Here is a 25,646-nt window from a genome sequence, read left to right on the forward strand (position 1 = left end):
TGAATGCGGTTTTTTAGTCTAATACTTCTCCATTTGTCTCAATCACTTTCTTATACCAGTAGAATGAATCTTTACGTGAGCGCTTCAATGTCCCGTTGCCATCGTCATCTTGATCAACATGGATAAATCCATATCGTTTGGACATTTGAGATGTTCCCGCACTAATAATGTCAATGGGTCCCCAGCTGGTATATCCAAAGAGATCTACACCTTCTTCAATGGCTTCTTTCATCTGACGGAAATGCTCTCTGAAATAGCTAATACGATAGTCATCATGGATTGATCCATCGCTTTCAACGACATCTTTCGCACCCATGCCGTTCTCCACAATAATGAGAGGTTTTTGATAGCGATCATACAATTCAATGAGCGAAATTTTTAAACCGACCGGATCGATTTGCCAGCCCCAATCTGTTGAGGGCAAATACGGATTTTTCACACCGCGAATCGTATTGCCATCTGTTTTTTCCAGCCCTTCCTGTGCAGATTCTGTCAGGGACATATAGTAGCTAAATGAAATGAAGTCTACCGTATGTTCTTTCAAAATGGCAAGATCGTCCGCTTCCATCTTAATATTGATATTTTTTCGTTCCAGCATGCGTTTAATCAATGGCGGATATTCGCCAAACACTTGAACATCTGCATAGAAATAGTTATCAAGGTTTTGCTTCAGTGCGCGTTCAACATCATTCGGATGGCAAGTGTGCGGGTATGTCGTGAGTTTCGTTAGCATACATCCCACCTGACTGTCCGGAATGATGCGATGGCAATCTGCTGTCACAAGAGCGGATGCCACAAATTGATGATGCAATGCCTGATAAACGGTTTCCTCTATTTTCCCCTCCGGACAGCGGTCAGGAATAATTCCCGCTGTAATGAAAGAATGGCGGTGTATACTGTCTATTTCATTAAAGGTAAGCCAATATTTCACAACATCTTTATACCGTTCAAAACACACATTGGCGAACTTCACAAAGAGGTCGATCACTTTTCTTTCAACCCATCCGTTGTATTTCAGACTAAGTGCTAATGGCATTTCATAATGTGACAGAGTCACGATTGGTTCAATGTTATGTTTTTTCATTTCTTGAAACAGACGGTCATAAAACTGAAGACCTTTCTCGTTCGGCTCCGCTTCTTCTCCTGTCGGGAAAATTCGGCTCCATGCAATCGATATACGCAATGTTTTAAAGCCCATTTCTGCAAAGAGAGCCACATCTTCTTTATAGTGATGGTAAAAGTCAATGCCTCTGCGCTTCGGATATTTTTTTACGTCCGGGTCCTTCATTGCGCGATCAATGTTTTCAGAAGAAACAGCAAGGTGTCCTTCGTAATCTTCTACACTCAAATTCGAACGGTACATGGCAATATCTGCAACAGACGGTCCTTTTCCATCAACATTCCAAGCTCCTTCTGCCTGGTTTGCGGCAATCGCACCGCCCCATAAAAAATCTTTTGGAAATCCTTTTGTTTTTGTCATCATGATTACCCTCCCAATTGTGTAACAACCATCAATGTATCTTGACGATTGACCTCTTTTAAATGCGTTACTTTTATATCATATTGATCCGTATTTGTAATAACTGCTAGTGTAACTGGATCATAACCTGCTTCTTTAATTTTTTCCAGGTCAAATTGAATGAGCAGATCACCTGCTTTGACTTTATCCCCCACTTTTACCAATGGTTTAAAGAACTTGCCCTCTAGCTGAACGGTGTCGATTCCAATGTGGAAAAGAACCTCAACTCCGTTTGCTGTTTTCATACCGAGGGCATGGTTTGTTTCAAAGAGAAGCGAAATCTCGCCATCTACCGGTGCATATAGTTCACCCTTTGAAGGAATAACGGCAATTCCCTCTCCCATTACCTTTGAAGAAAATATGTCATCTTCTACATCAGATAGTGAAATCATTTGACCGATGACTGGACTTTTGAACGTCTCATCTGCGCCAAGTTTTTCAGCGAAAGCACCTGGCTCTGCTTCTTTTTCCGTTTCTTCTGTCTTTCGATCCTTTCCTAAAATAAAGGCAGCAGCAAACGCAACAACAAATGAGATGCCAAAACCGATCACTGCAAACATGAAGTTGCGCGGAAGCTCGTCAGATATGAACATCGACATACTTGCAAGACCAGGTCCAACAAGAACAAACGCTTGAAGCCCGACAAGTCCAACGAAGATGCCGCCGGTGAAAGAACCGATCATGACACTGCTAAGCACACGTTTATTTTGTAACGTCACCCCATACAATGCCGGTTCGGTAATCCCAAAGAATGCGGAAATCCCTGCAGAAATGGCAGTTGAACGAAGCACTTTATCTTTTGTACGAAGGGCAATTGCGAAACACGCCCCGCTTTCAGCGAGATTGTGTGCCAGCGACGCAGGCAAGTAAAGCGCTTCTTTTCCGAGATTGCCCATTGTTGTGACAGCGTATGGCACCATCGCTTTGTGCATCCCCGATGCGACCATAAATGGAAGGACTGCTGCCAGGATCGCAACTGCAACCCAGCCCACTTTGTCAAACATAGCAAGGATAAGTGCTGTGAAGCCTTGCCCTGCTGTAAAACCGATTGGCCCCAGCAGCAGGAGAGTGATCGGAACTGTAATCACCAATGACATCATCGGTACGAAGAAAATACGAATGGGTTTTGGCGAAATACGAGTAAACCATTTTTCCATCTGTGCATACAGCAGGACAGATAAAATCGCCGGAAACACCTGATAGGCATACGCAATATTTTTCACATCGAATGAAAACAATTGAGCGCCTTCTGTCAGCATCGCCGTCATGTTTGGCAGAATAAGAGCGCCGACTGCCGATAATGCAACAAGCGGATTCACTTTTAGTTTATTGGCTGTCGTCACCGCTACCAGCAATGGCAGGAAGTAAAGCGGCGCATCGCCAACCATATTTAAAATCTGATACGTTTGCCCTTTGGCATCCATTAATCCGAATAACGAGAATAGGAGGAGAAACGATTTTAAAATCCCTCCGCCCGCAATGGCTGGAACAAGCGGTTGAAAAACGCCGACAATGAAGTCTAATAGTACAGTCCCCGCTTTTCGCTTTTCCTTCGGCTGATTGGAAGACCCATTTTGTCCAGAAGGTGCCCCGCCGAGAAGGCCGGTCAATTTCTCATAGACTTCAATGACATCGTTTCCAATCACAACCTGGCATTGGCCCGACATACGGACAGCGATGACACCTGGTGTTTTCTCAAGTGCCGGTACATCCGCCTTGTTTTGATCAATCAATGTAAAACGGAGTCGTGTCGAACAATGCTCCAAGTGGGCAATATTCTCTTTACCGCCTACATGCTGCAATACATCTCTTGCTGTTTGTGTGTAATTCACTGCTTCTCCCCCTTTTCTGAAACATGAGACCTGTATTTAGGCAATAAAAAAAGGACCTAAACCGACAAATTAAAAAATTTATCGGTTTTAGATCCTGCCTGCATGACCAGTCACATGTCTAATTTATCAATATTGGATTTGATTAAAGTATATATCGGTTTTATGAAAGCGTCAACATTTATTTTGTTTTTTTAAAAGAAGAAATTTCCTGGTCGAATGGCCTACAATTTATTCCTAATAGCGATCATGAACATCCTCAAGCACCCGCAAATCGCGCGCCAAAGTTCCAGGGTTACAGGACACATAAACTGCACGCTTCGGCTTTATCTCAATCATCGTCCGCAGCAAAGCCTCATCCGACACCGCTCCTCAAGCAGCGAGAAGTAGACAAGCACATTCTAATTCTCTTCCATTTCGAAAAACATTGACTTCGCCTGTGCAATATTTATGCTTTTTCATTGCCAAATGGAATTCGTTCAACAACCCCCGCAACCACTTTTGAAGCGACCTTGCTTATGCCGAACTCCCTCTTTCTCTTTAAAATTGTTATCTATCTTTAAAAAGATCTTATCACATGTGTAAATTTTTGTAAGGGTCTTTTGTCAATTAGGTTAAACATCAAAAAGCCTTGGTAGCGCTTGACCAAAGCTTTTAATCTGACTCTAAATATTCGACATTTCATATATTCGTTTAAGTTCTGAAAAGGTAATTTCAATTCCTACCTTTTTCAAGTGATCTTTCCGATGATCATACAATTTTTTCAACAGTTTTTCCTTCTCCTCATCTTGACCATAATGAATAAGACGATGACAGTGTGGACATAGGCTTACCAAGTTTGCCAGTTGATCTAAGTCATATTTGAACTCCTCTTGCTTAGCGATAGGGACAAGATGATGACATTCAACATAAGGCTTGTTGGTAGATTTAGAGATAAAAGTTTTGTGGGAATAGTCAATTTCACATGTATAGTTTGAAAGCACCATAGCTTTTGAAGCCAGACTTGCATTTCTTGTCCATTGCCTTTGACCACCTTGATTAATGATTGGTTGCGGACGTTCTCTCTTTTGATTGACTTCATATCCGACATTCGAATTCTCGGATATGATGAAGGTTTGAGCCGCTATCTGATACTCCTCTTCGTTATTCCGGTCTTCTAAAAATTGGCCATCTTCCTGGGACAGAATAAAATCATTAAACTGTTCTATCGATCGGTTTCCGATAAGACCTTCTATTTCTTTGTATGTAACTAATAAAGCTTGTAAATCGCTTATAATGTCTTCTGAACTTGGAAAATTGCTTACATCATAAAAACGACCACATACATGTCCTAACTCATAGCCCCTCGCAAGATCACCTTCACCCTTTAAATCGATATTTGAAAGGTTCATATTTTGACGGATGGTATTTAGTTTTTCTCTAATAATTGAAGCTGTTTTTTGGATTTTGGCCCTACCTATTTTTGTTCCATACTTTTCTTTAAAGTAGGTCCATCCTTGATTCAAACTAACATAAACACTGCTTCCATCTGCACTAAATAAGTAAACAATATAGTAGCCTCTTGTCGCCGTAGTCGTTAAGTTCTTTATAAAAATTGAAACCCAAGGAATCTCAGCCCAACGGCCTTTTCCAACAGAACCTGCTATATGATATATATTAGGATCTAAGTCAACAACATTAAAAAGAGTATCCTTTATTTTATGACAAATAAGGTGTGACAACGGGTGCCTCTTAAACTCCTCATTTTTTGCTTGTTGATATGCTGATAAAACGCGCTTCATTTGTTCACTAATCGTTAGTTGATTTGATATTTTGTGTTCTATTTTGATACACCTCTTTATTCAGTAGGACTTTATGCAAGAAATGGAACCTTCATATAATATTATAAGCCTCTCCTGGGTTGGAGAGGCTTATGTTTTTAAATTTTTATTTATCTTTTTTGACAAGCACGGCCACACACTCCACATGACTCGAGTTGATGGCATTGATATCTTGTGCAGATTTTTAATCTTACGTGCGGGAATATATCAACAGTTTTCATTTCACTATCCTTTGTACACTATTATTGAGCCTTCCATTGCGTAATAATTGATAGATATTTTGCGATACTTATTTCTGAAAGATGAAATATATTCAATATACTCAGAATAATCGCAAGGTCTAACATCAAATATTCTATAAAACTCATTTGTTTCTAAACCATTTCGTAATTCAGCACATCCAATTATCTTTTCATCAGCGCATCCTTTTTTCTTGATAAATATTTTATGAAATCTAAAATCAAAGCTATATATTTCATCATTAGGCTTTACAATAAGAGGAAAAACTTTAATTTCATTTGGCAGCTCACTAATATCATTTTCCACGTCTATAAAAAACGATATAAAGTCCACAATCTTAGAATCTGTTGTTTCTTTAACTTGTAGCTTAAAATTTATAGTATGAATTCGTTTAGAGGTGTCAAGGCAGTTGTTTAACTGATTCTGTACTTCTTTTAAAATATCATTAATTGTCTTTATCACATAATCATTTATCTCTCTAACTTTATCAAGAGCATTTACTGTTGGAAACGTCACACCATTATAAATGAATTCTCTAATTAAAAATTCATTAGAATTTCCTATTATTAAGCTGTTTTTCACAGTAACTAGAATAGTCTTTATATGCTTTATGTAATTATCAAAAGCCTGCAAATACTTATAATTTTTATCATTCTTATTTTTATTAAGTAAAGAGCTTAATTTTGAAAAAGCGGTTATACTATCCAATGTGCGTAGTACATTTTGAACTAGTTTTCTATCAGTGGGATCACTAGACTGATCACCAAACAGTGCTGCATTAATTATTTGAAACAAAACATCCATACTTATTCTTGCATAGTGAAAAAACTCCATTGTATTTTTCTGCAAAAAGATAATGTCGTCGATTTCCAGCCCTGCAATATTTAAATTAGTACAATTTAAGTCTTCTCCTGTTATAGACGCTGATCCAGTATCAACTGCCTTTTCAATTATTTTTTGTCCCTTATCAGACAAAGCTTTTATTCTTTGGCTATATCCATTTTCTAATAATCGGTACGAAACGTTCATAAAGACAAGGGTTTCATTCAAGCTCTCAACATATTGCCAAGTATCATAAACTTTATGTTGAGCTAGTTTTTTCTGAAATTCTTTTAAGTCAATTGTTACCATTATCAATCCTCCTTGCTCTAATTTTTTATTTTATTTACCTCTGCTGATTAGATCTGTCTTTAGATAACTTTAATGTGTTGCCATTCATTTTGCTCACCCGATTATGATTCCAAGCAAAAGTCGGTTTGAAAATCCTGCGACTCTAGCTTCTTTTAAAGAAAGGCATTAATTTCAAAACGACTTTATCTCAACTCATCATTCAAAGGTACAATGACTTCATCTAATGTTTTTTTCCATTGACGCTTCATTTCTGGTCTATATTTCAATGGTTTTGCATCTGGATGTACGGCTTTATACTTATCAAATTGCCCACTATTGTTGATTTTACCAATATTAGGAATAGAATTTATTCCTATCACATATTGAATTGCAGATAGATGCAGCTCATCTTCTTCCACAAACCATGTATTCGCAAATTCATGAATCGCTTTGTCACGTGCTTTAGTGAAGAAGCTTCGTTTCACTGCAAGAATATCTTGCTCTCCATCTATTTCATTGGTATCAATAGCATTTAACATTGTGCGGTATACGTCCTTAACAATTTCTGATTTCTTCAGTTTTTGAAGGGCATTTTCGATTTCGTCGCGGATGTTCTGATTATTGGCCGAGTATGTTTCTAATAGTCGGTCAATATAAGTTGAGTCGATATCATAGATCTTAACTGCATTTTCTCCATAGAATTCAATGTCTGAGAAATCTGGTCCCGGTCCATCTTGGTTTCCTTCATCTTCGAGTGAACCCTTAACCGTGTTATATATACCAATATATTCTTCTAAAGTTTTCACCTGTTCTTGAAGTGCTGTTGATTTCTCCATATCATCGTTGTAGTCATTATATGTAACTAAAGCTTCGTATGAATTGTTTAGCTCTTGAAATGCTTTCACGAACTCAATTCGGGTTTCAAGAGATGTGTTCTCATCAATATCGGTTGGGTTTGGAACTAACGTAGTTAGCGCTTTGTGAGCCTTTTTAAAGCGTTTCTTCGATTCATCATAAGTCGGATAAACAAGACTAGATTCCTCTTGTGCTTGTGAATATAACTTCGTCGCATTCTTTACATTTTGCTCCATTGTTGAAGGTTTCCGGTATGTCACAATTAATCCTTTTGTCTTTCCTGGATAAGTACGATTGGTTCTAGAGAATGCTTGAATCAAATTCGCATAACTTAAATTTCGATCCACAAATAATGTTTGTATCGTTGGTGCATCGAAACCAGTCAATAACCGATCGACAACAATGACAAGGTCAATTTGTTTACCAAATTCTTTGAACTCTGCTTTCTTACGAGCTAAACGATTGTTAATATCACCATTATATCGTTCAATATCTTCTATCGACCAAGCAGTGTGATAATAATCGTTATATTCCTTAATAATCTCTTTCATTTCATCTTGAATTTGTTTCGAATTGTCTTCGTTTTCTTGAATCGAATAGGTGATTGCAATTCGTGGAAAATCCGGATCTTCAATCGTACGCCCCGTTCGAATCGGATGCCCAGCAAACTCTTTCGTCAACCATTCTGGATCTTTCGTCATTTCCTTGATTGCCCGATAGTAGCGTTTCGCCATTTCAATGGAACTGGTTGTTAAAATGGCAGACTTTTGCGGGCGGCCGTTTTGGAAATCAAATTTAGTATAGGCATTATCCGGCCTGAAAATCTTATGAATAACTTTTTGAATATGATCATCACTTTCAAACGAAGATGGTTCAAGATATGCTTCCTTTTCTATTCCGTCCATTTGATCAATGATGTGATTAATTTCATCTGCAGTCAAATTGGCGTATTTTTCATTTTGACGCAGTTGATTAAAAATATAATTATTTAATGATGTTGGATCAATCGTATCTTCGTGCTCTACTTGAAACCCTAAAACAGCACCATCATCCAATGCATTTTTAATGGTATAGGTGTGCAAAACTTCTCCATATTGATCCCGAGTGGTGCGAGCTAATTGACCTTTTGCCTGTTTTTTATTTTCGTTAAATATCGGTGTACCTGTAAACCCAAACCAAGTTGAATTTGGAAAGAACTCCTTAATGACTTGCATCCCTTCTGCACTTAACGCACGATGGCACTCATCCACGACGAAGACAATATGTTGCCCTAGCAGTTTCTTAAAGCGCTGAGTACCTTTTTGCTCCTCTTGCCTTTGGGCATAGCGCAAGGCAGCTTCTAATTTTTGACGGGTGGTAATAATCACTGTATTGGAATTGGCATCAGATAGTAGAGTATCACTTAACTCTTTCGCACTTCCGGTTCCGACAATCAAGCTATTAGACTTGGCATTACCAGAAGAAATACCGGTATTAAACTCGGAAGCAAATTTGGTGAATTCAGTCGTCGTTTGATTGTCTAAGTCTTTTCGGTCAATCAGCATAATGGTACGATTTACACCTGGTTTGCGAGCTAATAACTTCGTAGAAACAAAACTTGTCAACGTTTTTCCTGAACCAGTCGCATGCCAAACATAGCCGGATTGATGTTTCATGGCAGATGTAAACAAAGCTTGAATCGCATGAATTTGATATGGTTTTAATACTATTACAGCTTTGTTGTCTTGGTCCTCACTTACAATTGTATAATCGGCAATCAACCGATGGGCATCTGGAATATTTAAGACGCGTTTTACAAATTCATAGAGATTTTCTACTTTTCGATTGTCCGTTGTCCGCCAGCTAAAGACTAATTTCTTATGCATGTCTTTTGGCATCGCATTAGCAAAATAGCGAGTCGTTTGTTCATTGGAAATGACAAATAACTGAAGAGTAGAAAAGATATTATTTCTAAACATCCCTTCTTCTGAGTATTTCTTGATTTGATTAAAGGCTTGAAATACGCCGTCTTTGGCACTGACCTGCTTCAATTCAATTTGAACAATTGGTAACCCATTGATTAAGAGTGTCACGTCAAATCGGCGATCACGACCATCAACGTTAGCCTTCTGTTTCGCAATCTGATGAACAACTTCATATGTAGAGATTCCGCCACCTATGTCTTGGTTAGAATACAGCACTAAAGATATCGAACCTAAAGAGACATCTTCACGTTCAATCGTAATCCGGGCAATTCCATTTTCCCCTTTGAGCCATTTAGCAGCATCAAAGGGGGTCTGTGTTTTCGATAATAACTCTGTCTTTATCGTGTCAAATTCCTTATCAGTAATTGGATGTTCCCCAATTTCTGATAAGTTATTTTGTGTAATCTTTTGACGCAAGTTCTTCCATAGATCTTCTTCAGTTTTTAAATCAGGACGATAATTCCACTGATTATGCCCTTCACCTAACACTTCAATCAGGCGACGTTCTACTTGAGCTTCATCTTTATGCGGTATCTTTGTCATGATTCTCTCTCCTCTATTCGGCTTAGACAAACATCTTTTGTAGAAATGCTTTTTTCGTTTCTTTTAAGGCATCTAATTCACGTTGATGAAGAGCGATAGTATTATCAAGATTTCGGAAAAATCCCCCTATCTCTTTTTGTTCTTCACATAAAGGGATTTTAATTTTAATTTTTTCCAGCGCCTTTTGATTAATGTTGGTATTTGCACTGCTTGTTGAATGTGACAAAATTTGTTTTCTTATTGACTTTGTCCCAAAAATAAATCTTTTAAATTGATTATCCATCTCGATCGTCGGTCTAAATCTAATAATAAAACCTGAATATGTTGTGTCTTTTAAATCTTTGGGTACAAGTGCTGCTTCTCCAACTCCTTCTGGTTTAACAGATGAACGAATAAATAGAATGTCTCCTTTTTTTAAATTGTACTCTTTTCTTTGATTTTCACTGCTTTCTGCAAAACCAAGATTTGAATTATCTACAATATTCCTTCCAAAAATATCTTGTAAGTTCACAAATGGATGACCATGTTCCATAGCATTTTTATCAAAGTTCATTCCATTTTTAAATTTACCAATATCTCCCAATTTGCACTCTTCCCAATCTCCAGTAAATCCCGGGAACCGAACCTCCGGCACGGACTCCCCTTCTTTTGGAAACATTTTTTGCAAGAATCCCTGTTTTGTTTGTTTGAGGGTGGTTAGTTCTTTCTGGTGAAGAGCTATCATGTCATCTAGTTGTTTGAAAAAGTTTCCGATTTTAAATTGTTCTGCAATTGATGGTGATATTATTACTACATCAGCAACTAATTGTTTGTTAAGACCTCCACGGGTTCCATCACCTGATGAAATTAATCGTAACTCCTCATATCTTTTTTCTAGACTCTGAAACACAAACTCGTAGTGCAGTTCCTCCTTCGGAACAATTGCTGCAATAGATTGATTCGTTGTTAGTGGTATCTCGTTTATAGCCACTGTTCCACGAGTTTTCCCCTGGCCAGCTAATGCAATTAAAATAGAATTTTCTTTTACCCAACGAGCACTTGAATTTTTGAATCCTAGAATGGAAATCATGTTGTCCGTTGATGAGAGACGTTTTTTATTAACCTCACCAGATGACATCCACGGAATTTCACTTGGTTCCCAATATTCTTTAATTTGAGTTTTTGGAGTTCCACCTGTCAATATTTCTGCATGATCTCCTATCTTACGCTGTTCCCATTCTCCAGTAAATCCTAAAAATCGAATCTCTGGCGATCGTTTATTTTCCACGATTAAACACCTCTAACGCAGCCTTAATCCAGTCTGCATTTTTTTCATCATATTGTAGTGAAGAAATCATGTCATAAAGGCTAGACTCTAGTTCTGCTTTTTCTTTTCGAATGTCTTTGATTTTTGAGCCAATTGCAGCCATATCCACAGGCTCTTCTTCCTCAAAGGTATCTACGTATCGAGGGATGTTCAAATTGAAATCATTCTCTTTGATTTCCTCGAATGTTGCAACATGGGCATATTTCTCGACATCTTCTCGTTTCTTATACGTTTCGACAATCCTATCAATATGTTCTTTAGAAAGTTTATTTTGGTTTTTTCCTTTGACAAACTCTTTACTGGCATCAATAAATAATACATCACGAGTGCTACGATTTTTCTTCAAGATGATGACTGTTGTTGGAATCGAGGTTCCAAAGAATAAGTTTGCTGGCATACCGATTACAGCATCAATGCTGCCATCTTCTAATAATTTCTTACGAATCACACCTTCTGCAGCTCCACGGAACAGGACCCCATGCGGTAAGACGATGGCCATTGTTCCCGAATCTTTCAAATGGTAGAATCCATGTAAAAGAAAAGCAAAGTCTGCTTTTGATTTTGGTGCTAACTTTCCGTAACGATTGAAACGTGAATCATCTAAGAATGTTGTATCTGCAGACCATTTTGCAGAGTATGGTGGATTCATAAGAACGGCATCAAAGGTATAAGGCTCATCTGTCGGCCAATCTTTATTCAATGTATCCCCGTTGCGTAAACGCATATCTTCTTTATTAACACCATGCAAAATCAAGTTCATCTTCGCTAGATTAAAAGTTGTTGTGTTTAGTTCTTGCCCATGATATTTCACACTATCTGGATAATTAATATAGTTTCGAATATTCAACATCAAAGAACCAGATCCCATCGTGGGGTCAAATACGCTAAACAATTTTTTGTCTTCTTGACCGATTGCGGCAATACGCGCCATCATGTCAGATACTTCATGAGGTGTGTAAAATTCCCCCGCTTTCTTACCAGCCTCTGAGGCAAATTGGCCAATTAAGTACTCATAGGCATCCCCAATCACATCTCCATCATGACCGATTACATTGACATCATTTAGTTTCTTCAGTACTTCTGTAATCGTAATGTTTCGCTGTTGATCATCTGATCCCAGTTTTTTTGATGTCAAATCTACATCATCAAACAACCCATTAAATTGATCATACTTCGTAGACAAATCGATAAATGCCTTATTCAAGTCATTCAGCTGAAACGTATTTTGTTTCGCTTGGTTGGCTAATACACTGAATAAATACTTTGGTTCAATATCATAGCCCAATGTATCGACTAACGTTTCAATCAAGTCATTTTTTATCTCTTCATCTGCTAAGGATTCCATATACAATTGAGTTTGTTTGTCTTGTGTGTTGTATTCTTCTAACGATTCACCCGCTATTTCTACTACTTTTTCTAATAACTTATCAGATAAGTACTTGTAAAAGATTAAACCTAATAAATAGTTTTTATATTCTGATGCGTCCATTTTACTTCGTAAGTTGTCTGCGGCACTAAATAGTTTTGAGTGTAATTCAGCCATGGTTGTGTTCCTCACTTTTTCTATTGTTGGTCTAATTGTTTTAATACTTCTAAAAAAAGTTGCGCTTCAAGTTCTGCTTGCTTCTTTGCCAAAGCTTGACGCTTTCTTAAACAGAAATAAGCTTTTCCAATTATTCTTTGTTTCTCAATACTTGGTAACTGGATTTCCAACTCTTTTAAAATCGCTGGAGTTAATTTTGGCACAGCACTTCCTTGCATGGAAATTGCCATTTGCCTTTTCATTGCGTACGATTCATTCAACGCATAACATAAATAGCTACGATCCAATTCATCATGTTCGATCATGAGTTTCGCAAAATTCTGATTGATGATTTTCCCTCGGTTTAAGTCACTCACTATTCCAGCTTTGGAACTAACAAAGCTGAAAACAACGTCTCCGGCATTGCTCAAATAGCTTTCTTTATGATTTGAATGTCCAGCATCAAAACTAGCTTGCGAGTCTAGAAATGAGCCATCTAAATCATTCATTAAATCTTCATATGTATAAGCAACTAATGTATGATCATTTTTAACGTTGCCTCTAGAAAGGTTTCTTCCTATCTTAACCGTTACAATATCTTCAAGTTTCATATCCCACCCTCATCGATAGAGTATTTCTATAAAATTACTCAATCTAATTACAATTTGAATCATATCACTCTAAAAATACCCCGTCAACAATTCACCGTGTAATTTTTACTAATTACACCAAAAAAGACCAGGATAAAATCCGGGCCTTCAAAAAAGTTATCAAATGAAAGAGAACAATAAATGAAACGAGTCTTGTCGAATCATCATAAAGATTAAGTCTTTGAAGAAGAAAAGATGTCATCCGTAAAGTTTTAAACTATTAGGCACAGTTTAATCGACTGTACCTTTTAACACCAACTTTGCCACACACTCCACATGGCTCGTATGCGGAAACATATCAACAGGCTGCACCTCAAGCGTCTCATACCCGCCATCCTCAAGCACCCGCAAATCGCGCGCCAGGGTTCCCGGGTTGCACGATACATACACAACACGCTTCGGCTTCATCTCAACAATCGTCCGCAGCAATGCCTCGTCGCAGCCTTTGCGCGGCGGGTCGACCACTAGCGTGTCAGCTGAAATTCCTTCCTCATACCACCTCGGAATCACCGTTTCTGCTTCACCGACGGCAAACTCAGCGTTCTCAATGCCGTTCAGCTCGGCGTTTCGCTTTGCGTCCTCAATCGCTTCCGGGACAATCTCGACGCCGTATACTTTTTTCGCCTGCTTCGCCAAAAAGAGCGAGATCGTGCCGATGCCGCAATAGGCGTCGATGACGGTTTCTTCGCCGTTCAGTTCAGCGTACTCGAGCGCTTTGTCGTAGAGCACCTTTGTTTGCTCGGGGTTGACTTGGTAAAAGGATCTCGCGGAGATGGCGAATTTGATCTCTCCGATGGTGTCGTAAATGTATTCTTCTCCCCAGATGACGGTTGTGTCGTCGCCGAAGATGACGTTTGTTTTTTTCGGGTTGATGTTTTGGACGATCGATTTGACGTGCGGGAATGCCGCGGTGATCTCCTCGACGATTTTCGCTTTGTGCGGGAAGTCGTTTGTCCTTGTGATGAAGACGACCATCATTTCGCCTGTCGCGGCGCCGTATCTGACCATGATGTGTCTGAGCCAGCCTTTGTGGCGTTCTTCGTTGTACGCTTTGATGCCGTATTTGCCGCAGATCTCTTTAATCGCTTGAACGACGCGGTCGTTTTCCGACTGCTGGATCAGGCATTCGTTCATGTCGATGATGTCATGGCTGCGCTGCTGGTAGAAGCCTGCGACAAGTCCGCCTTCCCGTTCGCCGACAGGGACCTGCGCTTTGTTTCGGTAGTTCCACGGGTCTTCCATGCCAAGGGTCGGATGGACGGTGACGCGGCTGAGGTCGAGTTTGCCGATTCGTTCGAGCACGTCTTTGACCTGCTTCTGCTTATAAAGCAACTGGCCTTCGTAATTGATGTGCTGCAGCTGGCAGCCGCCGCACTGCTTGTAGATCGGGCACGGCGCGTCAGTGCGGAAGCGGCTTTCTTCTTTCAGGTCGATGAGGCGGCCGAAGGCGAAGCCTTTTTTGACCCGTGTTACTTTGATCTGCGCTTTTTCGTCAGGCAGGGCGTTCGGGACGAAAATCGGGAAGCCGTCGACTTTGGCGACTCCTGCGCCTTCGTGTGTCAAATCTTCAAATACAACATCATAATATTCATTTTTTTGTACGGGGGCTTTTTGTTTCATAATTTTCACCTGCTATAAGAAAAACTTGGCCCGCGTAGCCTTGAGACCAAGTTCAATCATCGAGTCTTTGTGCTTTTTCAGTGGACATGACGACGTTGATGTGGCGGTAGAGGTTTTCGAATTCGCCCGGCAGTTCTCCGCCGTATTCGCCGTCAAGATTCAAGAGCATCTTATCCTTCAGCGTTACCTTGACGCGGTTCGCCTTCGTATAAATGACATGCTCATCATGAATGTGTTCGCCGCGGAGAGCGAGTCCGGCCAGCCGGATAAATTCCGCAAGATTCGTTCGTTTCAAAATAATCAGGTCAAACATGCCGTCGTTCAGGCTCGAGTCCGGCGCGAGTTTTTCAAAGCCGCCGACTGAATTGGTGAGCATCACCAAAAACAGCATCACTTCGCCGTGGAACAGCTTGCCGTCATATTCGATTTCCACCTCGGTCGGCTTTAATGAAGGAAGCATTTCCATACCTTTGAGATAATAGGCGAGCTGCCCGAGCATCGTTTTTAATTTGCTGGGGACATCATATGTCAGTTCGGTCAGGCGTCCGCCTCCGGCGATATTGATGAAGTATTGGCCGTTTACGCGTCCGATGTCGATCGGCCGGGCTTCACCCTCTAGTATTGTGTCAACGGCCTTTAAAATATCCTCTCTCGGAATGCCAAGGGCTCTCGCGAAGTCGTTTGTCGTCCCGACGGGAATCACCCCGAGATTCGGACGCTCTTCCAAAGGCGCCAATCCGTTGATGACTTCGTTCAACGTCCCGTCCCCGCCCGCTGCGACAATTAAATCAAATTGCCTCTCAGCGGCGCTTCTGGCGGCCTGAACGGCGTCTCCTTCCCCTGTTGTGGCATGGCATGAGGTTTCATAGCCGGCCTGTTCGAATTTTTGCAGCACCTGGGGAAGGTTTTTTTTAAAAAGTTCGCGTCCGGAAGTCGGATTGTATATGATTCGTGCACGTTTCATGTTTTCATCATCCTATTAGAGTATCCGTATCATTTCTTTACCAACAACCTTTAATTATACTAGTTGTTAAAAAAATCGCAACAAAATGGGGGTGATCTTTGTTTAACATTAGATAAATTGCACTAAAAAATGGTAAAAGAGACTTTGCGAAGTAATTGTTGTAAAATCATAAATAGTATGAAAAAAGGGGCTGATGCTGTGAGTAAACCTGTTTATTTCAACCATGACGGAGGGGTGGATGACCTCGTATCTCTATTTTTGCTGCTGCAAATGGAGGATATCGACTTGATCGGGGCGTCCGTCATTCCCGCTGATTGCTACCTGGAGCCCGCGTTAAGCGCGAGCCGAAAGATCATTGACCGCTTCGGCTCCTACCGTGTTGAAACTGCGGCTTCCGATTCCAGAGGGGTCAATCCTTTTCCGAAGGAATGGCGCATGCACGCTTTTTATGTCGACGCCTTGCCGATTTTAAATGAAAAAGGGGCTGTTGAAGCTCCAGTTTCCGATCTTCCGGCCCACCTGCACTTGATTGAGGCATTAAAGAACAGTGAAGAGCCGGTGACATTGCTGTTTACCGGTCCGCTGACGGATTTGGCGCGCGCTTTTGAAGCAGATCCGTCGATCGAAAAGCATATTGAAAAGCTGGTCTGGATGGGCGGCACTTTCCTTGAAAAAGGGAATGTCGAAGAGCCTGAACACGACGGCACGGCGGAGTGGAACGCGTTTTGGGACCCATACAGTGTGAAGGCGGTATTTGAGCATGATATTGAAATCGACATGGTCGCACTGGAAAGCACAAATCAGGTGCCTTTGACAAATGATGTCCGCTTGCATTGGGCGCGCCTGCGGAAGCATGTCGGAATCGATTTTATCGGCCAATGCTATGCGCTGTGCCCGCCGCTTGTACATACTGAGACAAATTCCACCTACTATCTGTGGGATGTGCTGACAACGCTGACGCTCGGCAAGAAAGAGATGATCCGTTCGCGGAGCGTCAACACCATTGTACATACGGAAAGCCCGCGCCAGGGAACGACAGAGGAGCATCCCGGCGGAAGGCCTGTCAAAGTCGTCGAGCAGGTGGACAGGGAGGCATTTTTTGCGTACTTTGAAGAACTGATGAAAAAGGCTGATGGCATTCCATCTTGATAAGGGGCGATGACATGAAAAAAGGACAATCCATTTATATCAGGCCGCTGACCGCTGATGATGCTGAAGCATGCCTTAAGCTTCAGACGGATAACCGCGCGTTTTTCGAGCAATTTTCGATGGAGCGCGCCCCTGATTTTTATACGCTTGAAGCGCAAAAAAAGCGGCTGCAAACTTTTTATGACAACATGCAGAAAGACGAAGATTATTACTTTGGTATCTTTCACAGGAATGATGATGCGCTGATTGGAACCATCAATCTCTTTCAAGTGCTGCGCGGCGCTCTGCAATGCGCCTTTATCGGCTATTTTTTAGATCAGCAGCATAATGGCAAAGGCTATACGACGGAAGCGGTCAGACTGATGATCGATTATGCGTTCCATGATTTAAAACTGCATCGCATCGAAGCCGGCGTCATGCCGCATAATATTGCATCAATTCGCGTCCTCGAAAAAGCGGGCTTTCATAAAGAAGGGATCGCGCGGAAAAACGTTAAGATCAACGGCAAATGGGAAGATCATCAGGTGCTGGCGATCATCAATCCCAATGATGAAAAAAAGCCTCAGCTTTGAATAGCTGAGGCTTTCTTATATTTACTCTTCTTCCGTTCCCGGCTTTTTCCGCCGGAATTTGGCCAATACTTCATATACGATCGGCACGATCAAGAGAGTCAGCAGCGTCGAACTGATTAAACCGCCGATAACGGTGACGCCGAGCCCTTTTGATATGACCTGGCTGCCGCCTTCAAATCCAAGCGCCAGCGGAATCAAGGCGCCGATTGTCGCAATCGCGGTCATCAGGATCGGGCGGAGCCTTGTCGAGCCGGCTTCCAAGAGCGCTTCCCTCGTAGACAGTCCTTCCGCTTCCTTATGGATGACGCGGTCGATTAAGACAATCGCGTTTGTCACGACGATACCGATCAGCATCAGCATTCCGATCATCGCGTTCAGGCTGATCGTTTCACCTGATACATAAAGTCCGACCAATGCGCCGATAACGGTAAACGGCAGCGAGAACAGGATCGCAAATGGCGCGAGCGCACCGCCGAATGTGATCACGAGCACGAGGTAGACGATCGCAATCGCCGCAAGCATCGCTAAGCCGAGCTTTGTAAAGGAATCTGCGATATCCGCGGTAACACCGCCTGTATCAATCGTGACGTTGTCAGGGAGGTCAAGCTTGTCGATTTTCTTCTGTACATCGACAGATACGCTTGTGATATTGTCTGATGTGACTTCGCCGGTGACATCGGCATAGACTTTTCCGTCGCGTTTTGAGACGGTATCGGATGTCGTGCCTTCTTTCACTTTTGCCACATCGCCGATTTTCACTTCCTGGCCTGTCGCTGTTGTGATCTTTTTGTTTTCTAAATCTTTGACGCTCTTATACTCGTCTTTTTCGGTTTTAATGTTGACATCGAGCTCTTTGCCGTCTTTTTTGACGGTTGTCAGAGGAGCCTGTGATGTTTCTGTCATGAGCGTCTGTGAAATTTGCGAAGCCGTTAAACCAAGCTTGCTCAGCTTCTCTTGATCAGCGACAAATGTATATTCGTCATATGTGCTGGAAAGGCCTGAGTTGACGTTCTTCAGATCTTTTTGATCTTTCATGATTTTTTCGATGTCTTTGACAGTGCCTTTAATATCTTTTTCTGAATCACCGTACACATAATACGTTAATTCATTGTTATTTCCTGAAGAGTTGAAATTCTGTGTTTTCCACTCTCCTCGTTTGGATGTTTTCTGAATGTCTTTAAGCACGTCATCTTTTTCTTTATCAAAGTCAGGCGTATCATCTTCATATTTGATATAGAAGAGCGCGCCGTTTGAATTTCCCTGGGCGAGCGGGCTGCTTGAGCCTAAGGAATATTGAACCGTATCGACATGCTTTCTGTCCAATAAGATTTTTTCGGCTTTTTCAGCTTCATCTTCAGCTTCTTTTTTCGTTTCACCCGGTTCTGGCGTGTATGTGATCTGCACCGTTTTTTCCTCTTCTGAAGGCAGGTAGCTTGCGCCGATCAACGGAACAAGGAACAAGCTTCCCAGCAGCATGAGAATCGCGATGATCGATGTGATCCATTTATGGCTGAGCGCCCAGTTCAAGACTTTTTTATAGGCGTTTGCAAGTCTTCCCGGTTTATGTTCTTTCGCTTTTAACGGCGCTCCCGTCAACGATTTTTTGAACAGGCTGTGCGCGAGCATCGGCACGAGCGTGATCGCAATCAGAAGGGATGCGGCAAGCGCAAAGACAATCGTTAAGGCAAACGGGATAAACAATTCGCCGATTTGACCGCCTACAAGTGCAAGCGGCAGGAATACCGCAATCGTTACGATCGTTGATGACATAATCGGTAAAAACATTTCTTTCGTCGCTTCGCGAACCAGTGCTTTTCCGCGGAGCGGTTCATCTTTCAGCCTCATGCGGCGGTAGATGTTCTCGATGACGACGATCGAGTCATCGACGACCCGCCCGATGGCGACCGTCATGGCGCCGAGCGTCATGATATTCAATGTGATATCAAGCTGGTTCAGCACAAGCAGTGCGATCAGCAATGACAGCGGAATCGAAATGATCGAAATTAAAGTTGATTTAATGTCTCTTAAGAATAAGAGGATAATCACAACCGCAAAGATCGCCCCGAAAATGGCCTTGCTCAGCATCGTTTCGACTGATTCTGTGATCGGTTTGGCCATGTCCAGCGTTGCGCTGTACTGGAAGCCTTTGTGGTCTTGTTTGTATTGTTTCAGTTCCTCTTTGACATTATCGGCAACCTCTACCGTATTGGCATCATTCGCTTTGACGATGTTGATGCCGATGCTGTCTTTTCCATTTGTGCGTGAAATGGATTCAGCTTTTTTGACGTCTTTAATAGTTGCAATATCAGAAAGCTTGACCGTCGGCACTTCTGTGCTTTGCTGAGCCTGTGCGGCTGCTTGCGCGCTCTGTGCCGCTTGTGCACTTTGCGCCGCTTGTCCGCTCTGCGCCGCTGCTGCTGAGCCCGCGGAAGCAGATGCGGTCGGGATTCTCATATTCTTTAAGTCTTTGATTGTTTCAATATCGCCGCTGACGACGACGGATTTTTCTTCTTTTCCGAATGTGTACAATCCAAGCGGAGTTGTCACATCTGATCCTTGAATCACTTGCTTGACTGTGTCTTTGTCAAGCCCGTATTTTTTCATTTTGTCTTCTTTAAAAGAGAATTCAACCTCTTCAACCTGCTGTCCTGACACTTGGACGGAAGCGACGCCTTCGATGCCTTCAAGCTTAGACACAAGTCCGTCTTCCACTTTTTTCGTCAGTTCTTGAAGATTGTCTTTGTCGCTTGAGACGCTGAGCGTCAAGATCGGGAAGGAATTCATGCTGTAGCGTGAAATCTCCGGATCTTTCGCGTCATCAGGCAGCTTTACGTTTTCAAGCGCTTCAGCCGCTTCTGTTTTCGCTTTGTCCATATCTTTCTCATAATCATATTCAATCATCACGGATGAGGCGTTTTCATAGGACGTAGAGGTGACAACGCTCACTCCGTCCAGATTCTGCACCGCCTGTTCAACCGGCTTTGTTACCTCATCGGCCACTTGGCTTGGAGTAGCGCCCGGATATGTCGTGTTAATCGTAAGGTAAGGCATGTTCACATCAGGAATGGATTCCTGCTTCATATTCAAACCCGCGTAAAGGCCGGCAACCGTAACAATAATCGTCATCAGCCACACAGCGAACTTGTTCTTCAGCACAAAATTAATGATAGAATTCATTACGACCTCCATTTTTTCATATCTTTTCAGATTACTTGTTGACTGACTGGTCATTCTATACAATAATAAACTTCATCAGTAAACAGCGTCAACTTATATATGTTAAAATTTAACCAATTTTAATGTTGTTTTAAAGGAGTACGTTCATGACAGAAAAAGAAGAAAAAATCATTCAGGCCGGCCTCCGACTGTTCGCGAAAAACGGCTTTGCCTCAACGACGATTCAGGAGATCGCCAATGAATGCGACATATCAAAAGGAGCGTTTTATCTGCATTTCAAATCCAAAGATGCGCTGCTGCTCGCAATCATTAAGTATTATATCGATAGAACCACCGAAAATATGAAGGCCATACAGCAAAAAAATTTCCAGCCGAAGGAGATTTTCAAAGAACAGATTGCTTATCAATTTAAAGAAAGCAGGGAGCACAGAGATTTCATCCTTGTGATGATCAGCGAGCACAGCATCCCGGAAAACAGCAAGATCGGGGAATATTTTAAAGACATCGGCAAAAAATTTCATGAAGCTTACCAAAATGCGCTGCTGGGAGCTTACGGCGGCGCCGTTCAGCCGTATTTGCCCGATCTGTCGATTATGGTGCAGGGAATCGTGCAAGCCTATCAAAACCTATTTATCTTTTATGAGCTTGATATTGACTTTGATCAGCTTGCCGCCTTTATCATCAGGAGAGTTGACGAGATGGTCGGCGGCCTGCTTCAAAGCGGCGAAGAGCCGATTCTTGCCGACGGCTTTTTCAAATGCGGACAAAAGGATATAGATAAACAAATGATTCTGGAGGAAATTTCGGAATTAAAAAAACGCGAGGCCTTTTCTGAAGACATCATGATCACGCTTGATGTCATCGAAGAAGAGCTGACTAAAACAGCGCCTAGAAAGCCCGTTATTCAAGGAATGCTCACAAACCTGGAGCAGCAGGAAAACGTCGGTCATGTCTTTCAGATGCTATCCCGGTTTCTTGATCGTTGACAACAGATCATCCTGCCGGCAAATCAAAACCAGATTCCCATAAAACGGGAATCTGGTTTTTTGATTTATTCGGCTTTGACCAGGATCTTGACCTGGTCTCTTTCTTTTAATAATCCTTCAAAGCCTTCCTCGATGACTTCATCAAGTGTAATTCGTTTCGTTACCAATTTGTCGGCCGGGAAATATCCTTGGGCCATTAAACTGATGACAGCCGGAAACACGTCGCGGTATCCGATGATTCCGGTTAATGAGCGTTCTTTCATGACGATATCATGCGGATGGATTGGCGCTTCTTTTTCAAAAATGCTGACAATCATTGTTTCCCCGTTTATTTTCGTTGCATGGATCGCTTGTTTTAAAACAGGCGGCACGCCAGTCACTTCATAAGCTACATCCACACCGCCGTCTGTCCGTTTTTGAATTTCGCTGACGGCGTCGCACTGTTTTGGATCAATGACGATCGCGCCAAGCTCTGCTGCTTTTTGGCGGCGGATGTCAGATAATTCAACCGCATAGATTTCTGATGCGCCGGATGCTTTTAATGCTTCGATCACCAGCAAACCGATAGGGCCTGTCCCAAAAACGGCCGCTTTGTCACCGACTTTCAATTTGCTTTGGCGGACAGCGTGAAGCGCGACGGCTGACGGTTCAACTAGCGCACCTTGTTCAAATGACACCGCTTCCGGCAATTTATGAATCATCTCTGCCGGCACGGCCGCATATTCGGAAAACCCGCCGCCGCCTCCGGCAAGACCGAAGAATCCCATTTTATCGCAAAGGTTGTACATTCCTTGTTTACAAGCTTCACATTCTCCGCATGCATAGATAGGTTCAACCGTTACACGGTCACCGGCTTGAACGTTTGTAACTCCTTCACCAACTTCAACGACCTGTCCGGAAAATTCATGTCCCAAAACGATTGGGGCTTTATCACCGCTCAACGGATGTGTTTCCGTCGGAATGAAAATAGGGCCGGCCGTATATTCGTGCAGGTCGCTTCCGCAAATTCCGCACCATTCCACTTTTACTTTGACTTTCCCCTTCAGTGCCTGCGGTTCGTCGATTTGTTCTAAGCGAATATCCCTAGCATTATGCCATCTAAGCGCTTTCATTTCCTCATCCCCTATTAAAATATTTGTTTTCTCATGACCATTATACTCCTATTTCCTATAAAAAACATGTAAAAAGTAACAGAAAAAAATAAAATTCAAACGATAATTTTCGAAAAAATGTTCCGCCCCATGTTTTGCTGGATTCAAGAATGAGATGCCGGCAAAGCTGACAGGACAGCAAAAATACGCTTTCAGAATAATGCCATTCATATCCAATGGCTTATGTTTGTTTTTCTTCCGTTTAGTACAATAAGGTGTATTTTGTAGCATTCAGAGGTAAAGAAAATAGGAGGTTTACAGTATGAAAAAACGTGCTGTCTCTATTGTTATCGCCTTATTATGTTTTTCGGCTGCCTCACAGACCAGCTATGCTCACACTGTTTCACCCGTCAACTCGGATGCCGGGCAAACAACCAAAGCCGGCATGAACTGGCTGGCCCATCTGCCAAACCGTTCAGACAACAGGGTCATGTCAGGCGCATTCGACGGATACAGCCGCGATACGTTTTCAGTGGCGGAAGCTGATCGCCTGAAACATGCAACCGGGCAGCTCCCCGCCGTTTACGGCTGTGATTATGCAAGAGGCTGGCTTGAGCCGGAAAATATCGCCGATACGATTGGCTACAGCTGCAACAGCGAGTTGATTTCTTACTGGAAAAGCGGCGGCATCCCGCAAATCAGCATGCACCTTGCTAATCCGGCTTACAGCACCGGCCATTTTAAAACTCCAATTTCAAATAGCCAATATCAAAACATATTAGACTCATCCACAACAGTGGGAAAACGGCTTGACGCCATGCTGGGCAAAATTGCAGATGGTCTACAGCAGCTGAAGGATGGAGGATTGGACAATCTGTTATGGGTGTATGCGCCTGACGCAAACAGAGATTTTAAGACAGATTTTTATCCCAGTGTTTCATATGTTGACATTGTTGGGTTGGACGCGTATTTTACCGACTCGTATTCGATCAAGGGGTATGACGAGCTGACGTCTCTTCATAAGCTGTTTGCCTTCACAAAGGTCGGGCCGCAGGAAACGAACGGCGGCCTGGATTACTCTTCATTGATCAATGCCATCAAACAGAACCATCCGAAAACCGTTTATTTCTTGGCATGGAATGACGGCTGGAGTCCTGCCGCGAACAAAGGTGCGGCAAATTCTTTATCATGACAGCTGGGCGCTGAATAAGGGAGAAATATGGGACGGTGATTCATTAACGCCGATCATTGAATGAAAAAGCCCCTTGGAGAAACGTCTCCAAGGGGCTATTTTTTATCGTTTATTAATTTCTTCAAGAAGAAGCTTATTGACCATCGGCGGGTTCGCCTGGCCTTTTGAAGCTTTCATGATTTGGCCAACAAGGAAGCCGATTGCGCGGTCTTTTCCGTTTTTGAAGTCTTCGATCGACTGCGGATTGTTGTCCAGCGCTTCTGTGACAAGCTTTCTGAGCGTGGCCTCATCAGAGATTTGCACAAGGCCTTTCTCTTTGACGATTTTTTCGGCGTCTCCGCCTTTTTCAATCAGCTCTTTAAAGACTTTTTTCGCGATTTTGGATGAAATGGTTCCTTTTTCGATCAGCTTAACCAAGCCGGCAAGCCCTTCAGGCGTGAGCGCGACGTCTGAAAGCTCTTTTTGCTGGGCATTCAGGTAAGCCGACACCTCACCCATCAGCCAGTTCGACGCAAGCTTTGCGTCAGCGCCTTTGTCGACGGCCGCTTCAAAGAAGTCGGACATTTCTTTTGTCAGCGTCAAGACTTTCGCATCATAGGCAGGCAGGCCAAGCTCTTCGATATAACGCTTGCGGCGTTCATCCGGAAGCTCAGGAATGCTGTCTCTGACGCGCTGCTTCCACTCATCGTCAATGTAGAGCTCGACAAGGTCGGGTTCAGGGAAATAGCGGTAGTCGTCAGACCCTTCTTTAACCCTCATCAAAATCGTCGTTTTTGATGCCTCGTCATAGCGGCGGGTTTCCTGCTGAATGACGCCGCCTGACAGCAGGATCTGCGCCTGGCGCTTCTCTTCATGCTCAAGGCCTTTTTGGACAAAGGCGAATGAGTTCAGGTTTTTCAGCTCTGTCTTTGTCCCGAATTCTTCCTGGCCGATCGGACGCAGGGAAATATTCGCGTCACAGCGAAGCGAACCTTCCTCCATCTTACAATCGGAGACGCCTGTGTATTGAATGATCGATTTAAGCTTTTCAAGATAGGCGTACGCTTCTTCAGGTGTGCGGATGTCAGGTTCTGATACGATTTCGACGAGCGGTGTTCCCTGACGGTTGTAGTCGACAAGGGAATAGCCGTCGCCTGTATGCGTCAGTTTTCCGGCATCCTCTTCCAAATGGAGGCGGGTGATGCCGATGCGCTTTGTTTTTCCGCCGACTTCGATTTCGATCCAGCCGTTTTCGCCGATCGGTTTATCGAACTGGGAAATTTGGTACGCTTTCGGGTTGTCAGGGTAGAAATAGTTTTTCCGGTCAAACTTTGTCTCCGTCGCAATTTCGCAGTTTAAAGCCATGGCCGCTTTCATTGCAAAATTGACCGCTTCTTTATTTAAAACAGGCAGCACGCCGGGATAGCCCAAATCGATGACGCTTGTCTGCGTATTGGCCGCCGCACCGAATGGCGTCGGAGAACTTGAGAAAATTTTCGATTTCGTTTTTAGCTCCACGTGGACTTCAAGTCCGATTACCGTTTCAAAGTTCATGTGT

16 protein-coding genes and 2 pseudogenes are annotated in these 25,646 nt (G+C 42.5%); 4 read left to right on the top strand and 14 right to left on the bottom strand.

Going from position 1 to position 25,646, the window contains the following annotated elements:
* Positions 1 to 13: 13 nt before the first annotated feature.
* The 11 genes and pseudogenes from BTR1S_RS10455 to BTR1S_RS10500 form a co-directional block, all read right to left on the bottom strand.
* On the bottom strand, positions 14 to 1,480 hold the full coding sequence (locus BTR1S_RS10455) for a glycoside hydrolase family 1 protein (RefSeq protein ID WP_006637376.1): 1,467 nt from the start codon (positions 1,478 to 1,480) through the stop codon (positions 14 to 16).
* 5 nt (positions 1,481 to 1,485) lie between these two features.
* Positions 1,486 to 3,351, bottom strand: coding sequence for a beta-glucoside-specific PTS transporter subunit IIABC (locus BTR1S_RS10460; RefSeq protein WP_029419880.1), 1,866 nt, complete (start codon positions 3,349 to 3,351; stop codon positions 1,486 to 1,488).
* 252 nt (positions 3,352 to 3,603) lie between these two features.
* Positions 3,604 to 3,708 (bottom strand): annotated as a pseudogene (locus tag BTR1S_RS23710) (hypothetical protein); the annotation flags it as partial.
* 305 nt (positions 3,709 to 4,013) lie between these two features.
* Positions 4,014 to 5,129 carry an MrcB family domain-containing protein gene (locus BTR1S_RS10465; RefSeq protein ID WP_029419881.1) on the bottom strand — a complete coding sequence of 372 codons (1,116 nt, stop codon included), beginning with the start codon at positions 5,127 to 5,129 and terminating at the stop codon, positions 4,014 to 4,016.
* A 264-nt stretch (positions 5,130 to 5,393) separates the two neighbouring features.
* Entirely contained in the window at positions 5,394 to 6,539 is a 1,146-nt protein-coding gene (locus BTR1S_RS10470; protein WP_029419882.1) for a hypothetical protein, read from the bottom strand.
* A gap of 182 nt (positions 6,540 to 6,721) precedes the next feature.
* Positions 6,722 to 9,880: a type I restriction endonuclease subunit R gene (locus BTR1S_RS10475; protein ID WP_029419883.1), complete on the bottom strand. Its 3,159-nt coding sequence runs from the start codon at positions 9,878 to 9,880 to the stop codon at positions 6,722 to 6,724.
* A 22-nt stretch (positions 9,881 to 9,902) separates the two neighbouring features.
* Positions 9,903 to 11,147, bottom strand: coding sequence for a restriction endonuclease subunit S (locus BTR1S_RS10480; protein WP_029419884.1), 1,245 nt, complete (start codon positions 11,145 to 11,147; stop codon positions 9,903 to 9,905).
* Positions 11,137 to 12,729 (bottom strand): type I restriction-modification system subunit M, encoded by a 1,593-nt coding sequence (locus BTR1S_RS10485; protein WP_029419885.1) that lies wholly within the window; start codon positions 12,727 to 12,729, stop codon positions 11,137 to 11,139. The genes BTR1S_RS10480 and BTR1S_RS10485 overlap by 11 nt, the downstream gene beginning before the upstream one ends.
* 20 nt (positions 12,730 to 12,749) lie before the next feature.
* On the bottom strand, positions 12,750 to 13,319 hold the full coding sequence (locus tag BTR1S_RS10490) for a restriction endonuclease subunit S (RefSeq protein WP_029419886.1): 570 nt from the start codon (positions 13,317 to 13,319) through the stop codon (positions 12,750 to 12,752).
* 270 nt (positions 13,320 to 13,589) lie between these two features.
* Positions 13,590 to 14,978, bottom strand: a complete 1,389-nt coding sequence (gene rlmD / locus BTR1S_RS10495; RefSeq protein WP_029419887.1) for a 23S rRNA (uracil(1939)-C(5))-methyltransferase RlmD — start codon at positions 14,976 to 14,978, stop codon at positions 13,590 to 13,592.
* Between the two features lie 52 nt (positions 14,979 to 15,030).
* Positions 15,031 to 15,942, bottom strand: a complete 912-nt coding sequence (locus BTR1S_RS10500; protein ID WP_006637367.1) for a diacylglycerol kinase — start codon at positions 15,940 to 15,942, stop codon at positions 15,031 to 15,033.
* Positions 15,943 to 16,140: 198 nt separating this feature from the next.
* On the opposite strand from BTR1S_RS10500, the gene BTR1S_RS10505 reads away from it, so the two are divergent.
* Positions 16,141 to 17,091 (top strand): nucleoside hydrolase, encoded by a 951-nt coding sequence (locus BTR1S_RS10505; RefSeq protein ID WP_029419888.1) that lies wholly within the window; start codon positions 16,141 to 16,143, stop codon positions 17,089 to 17,091.
* A 14-nt stretch (positions 17,092 to 17,105) separates the two neighbouring features.
* The gene (locus tag BTR1S_RS10510; protein ID WP_006637365.1) at positions 17,106 to 17,663 is read left to right on the top strand and encodes a GNAT family N-acetyltransferase; all 558 of its coding nucleotides are present in this window, start codon (positions 17,106 to 17,108) and stop codon (positions 17,661 to 17,663) included.
* 21 nt (positions 17,664 to 17,684) lie between these two features.
* Here BTR1S_RS10510 and BTR1S_RS10515 read toward each other — a convergent pair whose 3' ends face one another.
* The gene (locus BTR1S_RS10515; protein ID WP_029419889.1) at positions 17,685 to 20,840 is read right to left on the bottom strand and encodes an efflux RND transporter permease subunit; all 3,156 of its coding nucleotides are present in this window, start codon (positions 20,838 to 20,840) and stop codon (positions 17,685 to 17,687) included.
* A gap of 146 nt (positions 20,841 to 20,986) precedes the next feature.
* Here BTR1S_RS10515 and BTR1S_RS10520 point away from each other — a divergent pair, with 146 nt between their 5' ends.
* Positions 20,987 to 21,826, top strand: coding sequence for a TetR/AcrR family transcriptional regulator (locus BTR1S_RS10520; RefSeq protein ID WP_029419890.1), 840 nt, complete (start codon positions 20,987 to 20,989; stop codon positions 21,824 to 21,826).
* Between the two features lie 65 nt (positions 21,827 to 21,891).
* Here the strand turns inward: BTR1S_RS10520 and BTR1S_RS10525 are convergent, their stop codons facing one another.
* Positions 21,892 to 22,938 (bottom strand): 2,3-butanediol dehydrogenase, encoded by a 1,047-nt coding sequence (locus BTR1S_RS10525; RefSeq protein WP_006637362.1) that lies wholly within the window; start codon positions 22,936 to 22,938, stop codon positions 21,892 to 21,894.
* A 301-nt stretch (positions 22,939 to 23,239) separates the two neighbouring features.
* Between BTR1S_RS10525 and BTR1S_RS10530 the strand changes: the two are divergent.
* Positions 23,240 to 24,173 (top strand): annotated as a pseudogene (locus BTR1S_RS10530) (glycosyl hydrolase).
* A 38-nt stretch (positions 24,174 to 24,211) separates the two neighbouring features.
* On the opposite strand, the gene gatB reads toward BTR1S_RS10530, so the two are convergent.
* Positions 24,212 to 25,642 (bottom strand): Asp-tRNA(Asn)/Glu-tRNA(Gln) amidotransferase subunit GatB, encoded by a 1,431-nt coding sequence (gatB, locus tag BTR1S_RS10535; protein WP_029419891.1) that lies wholly within the window; start codon positions 25,640 to 25,642, stop codon positions 24,212 to 24,214.
* Positions 25,643 to 25,646: the final 4 nt, after the last annotated feature.

It is taken from the genome of Bacillus sonorensis NBRC 101234 = KCTC 13918, from assembly GCF_001592005.1.
In the GTDB taxonomy this organism is placed as follows: Bacteria; Bacillota; Bacilli; order Bacillales; family Bacillaceae; genus Bacillus; species Bacillus sonorensis.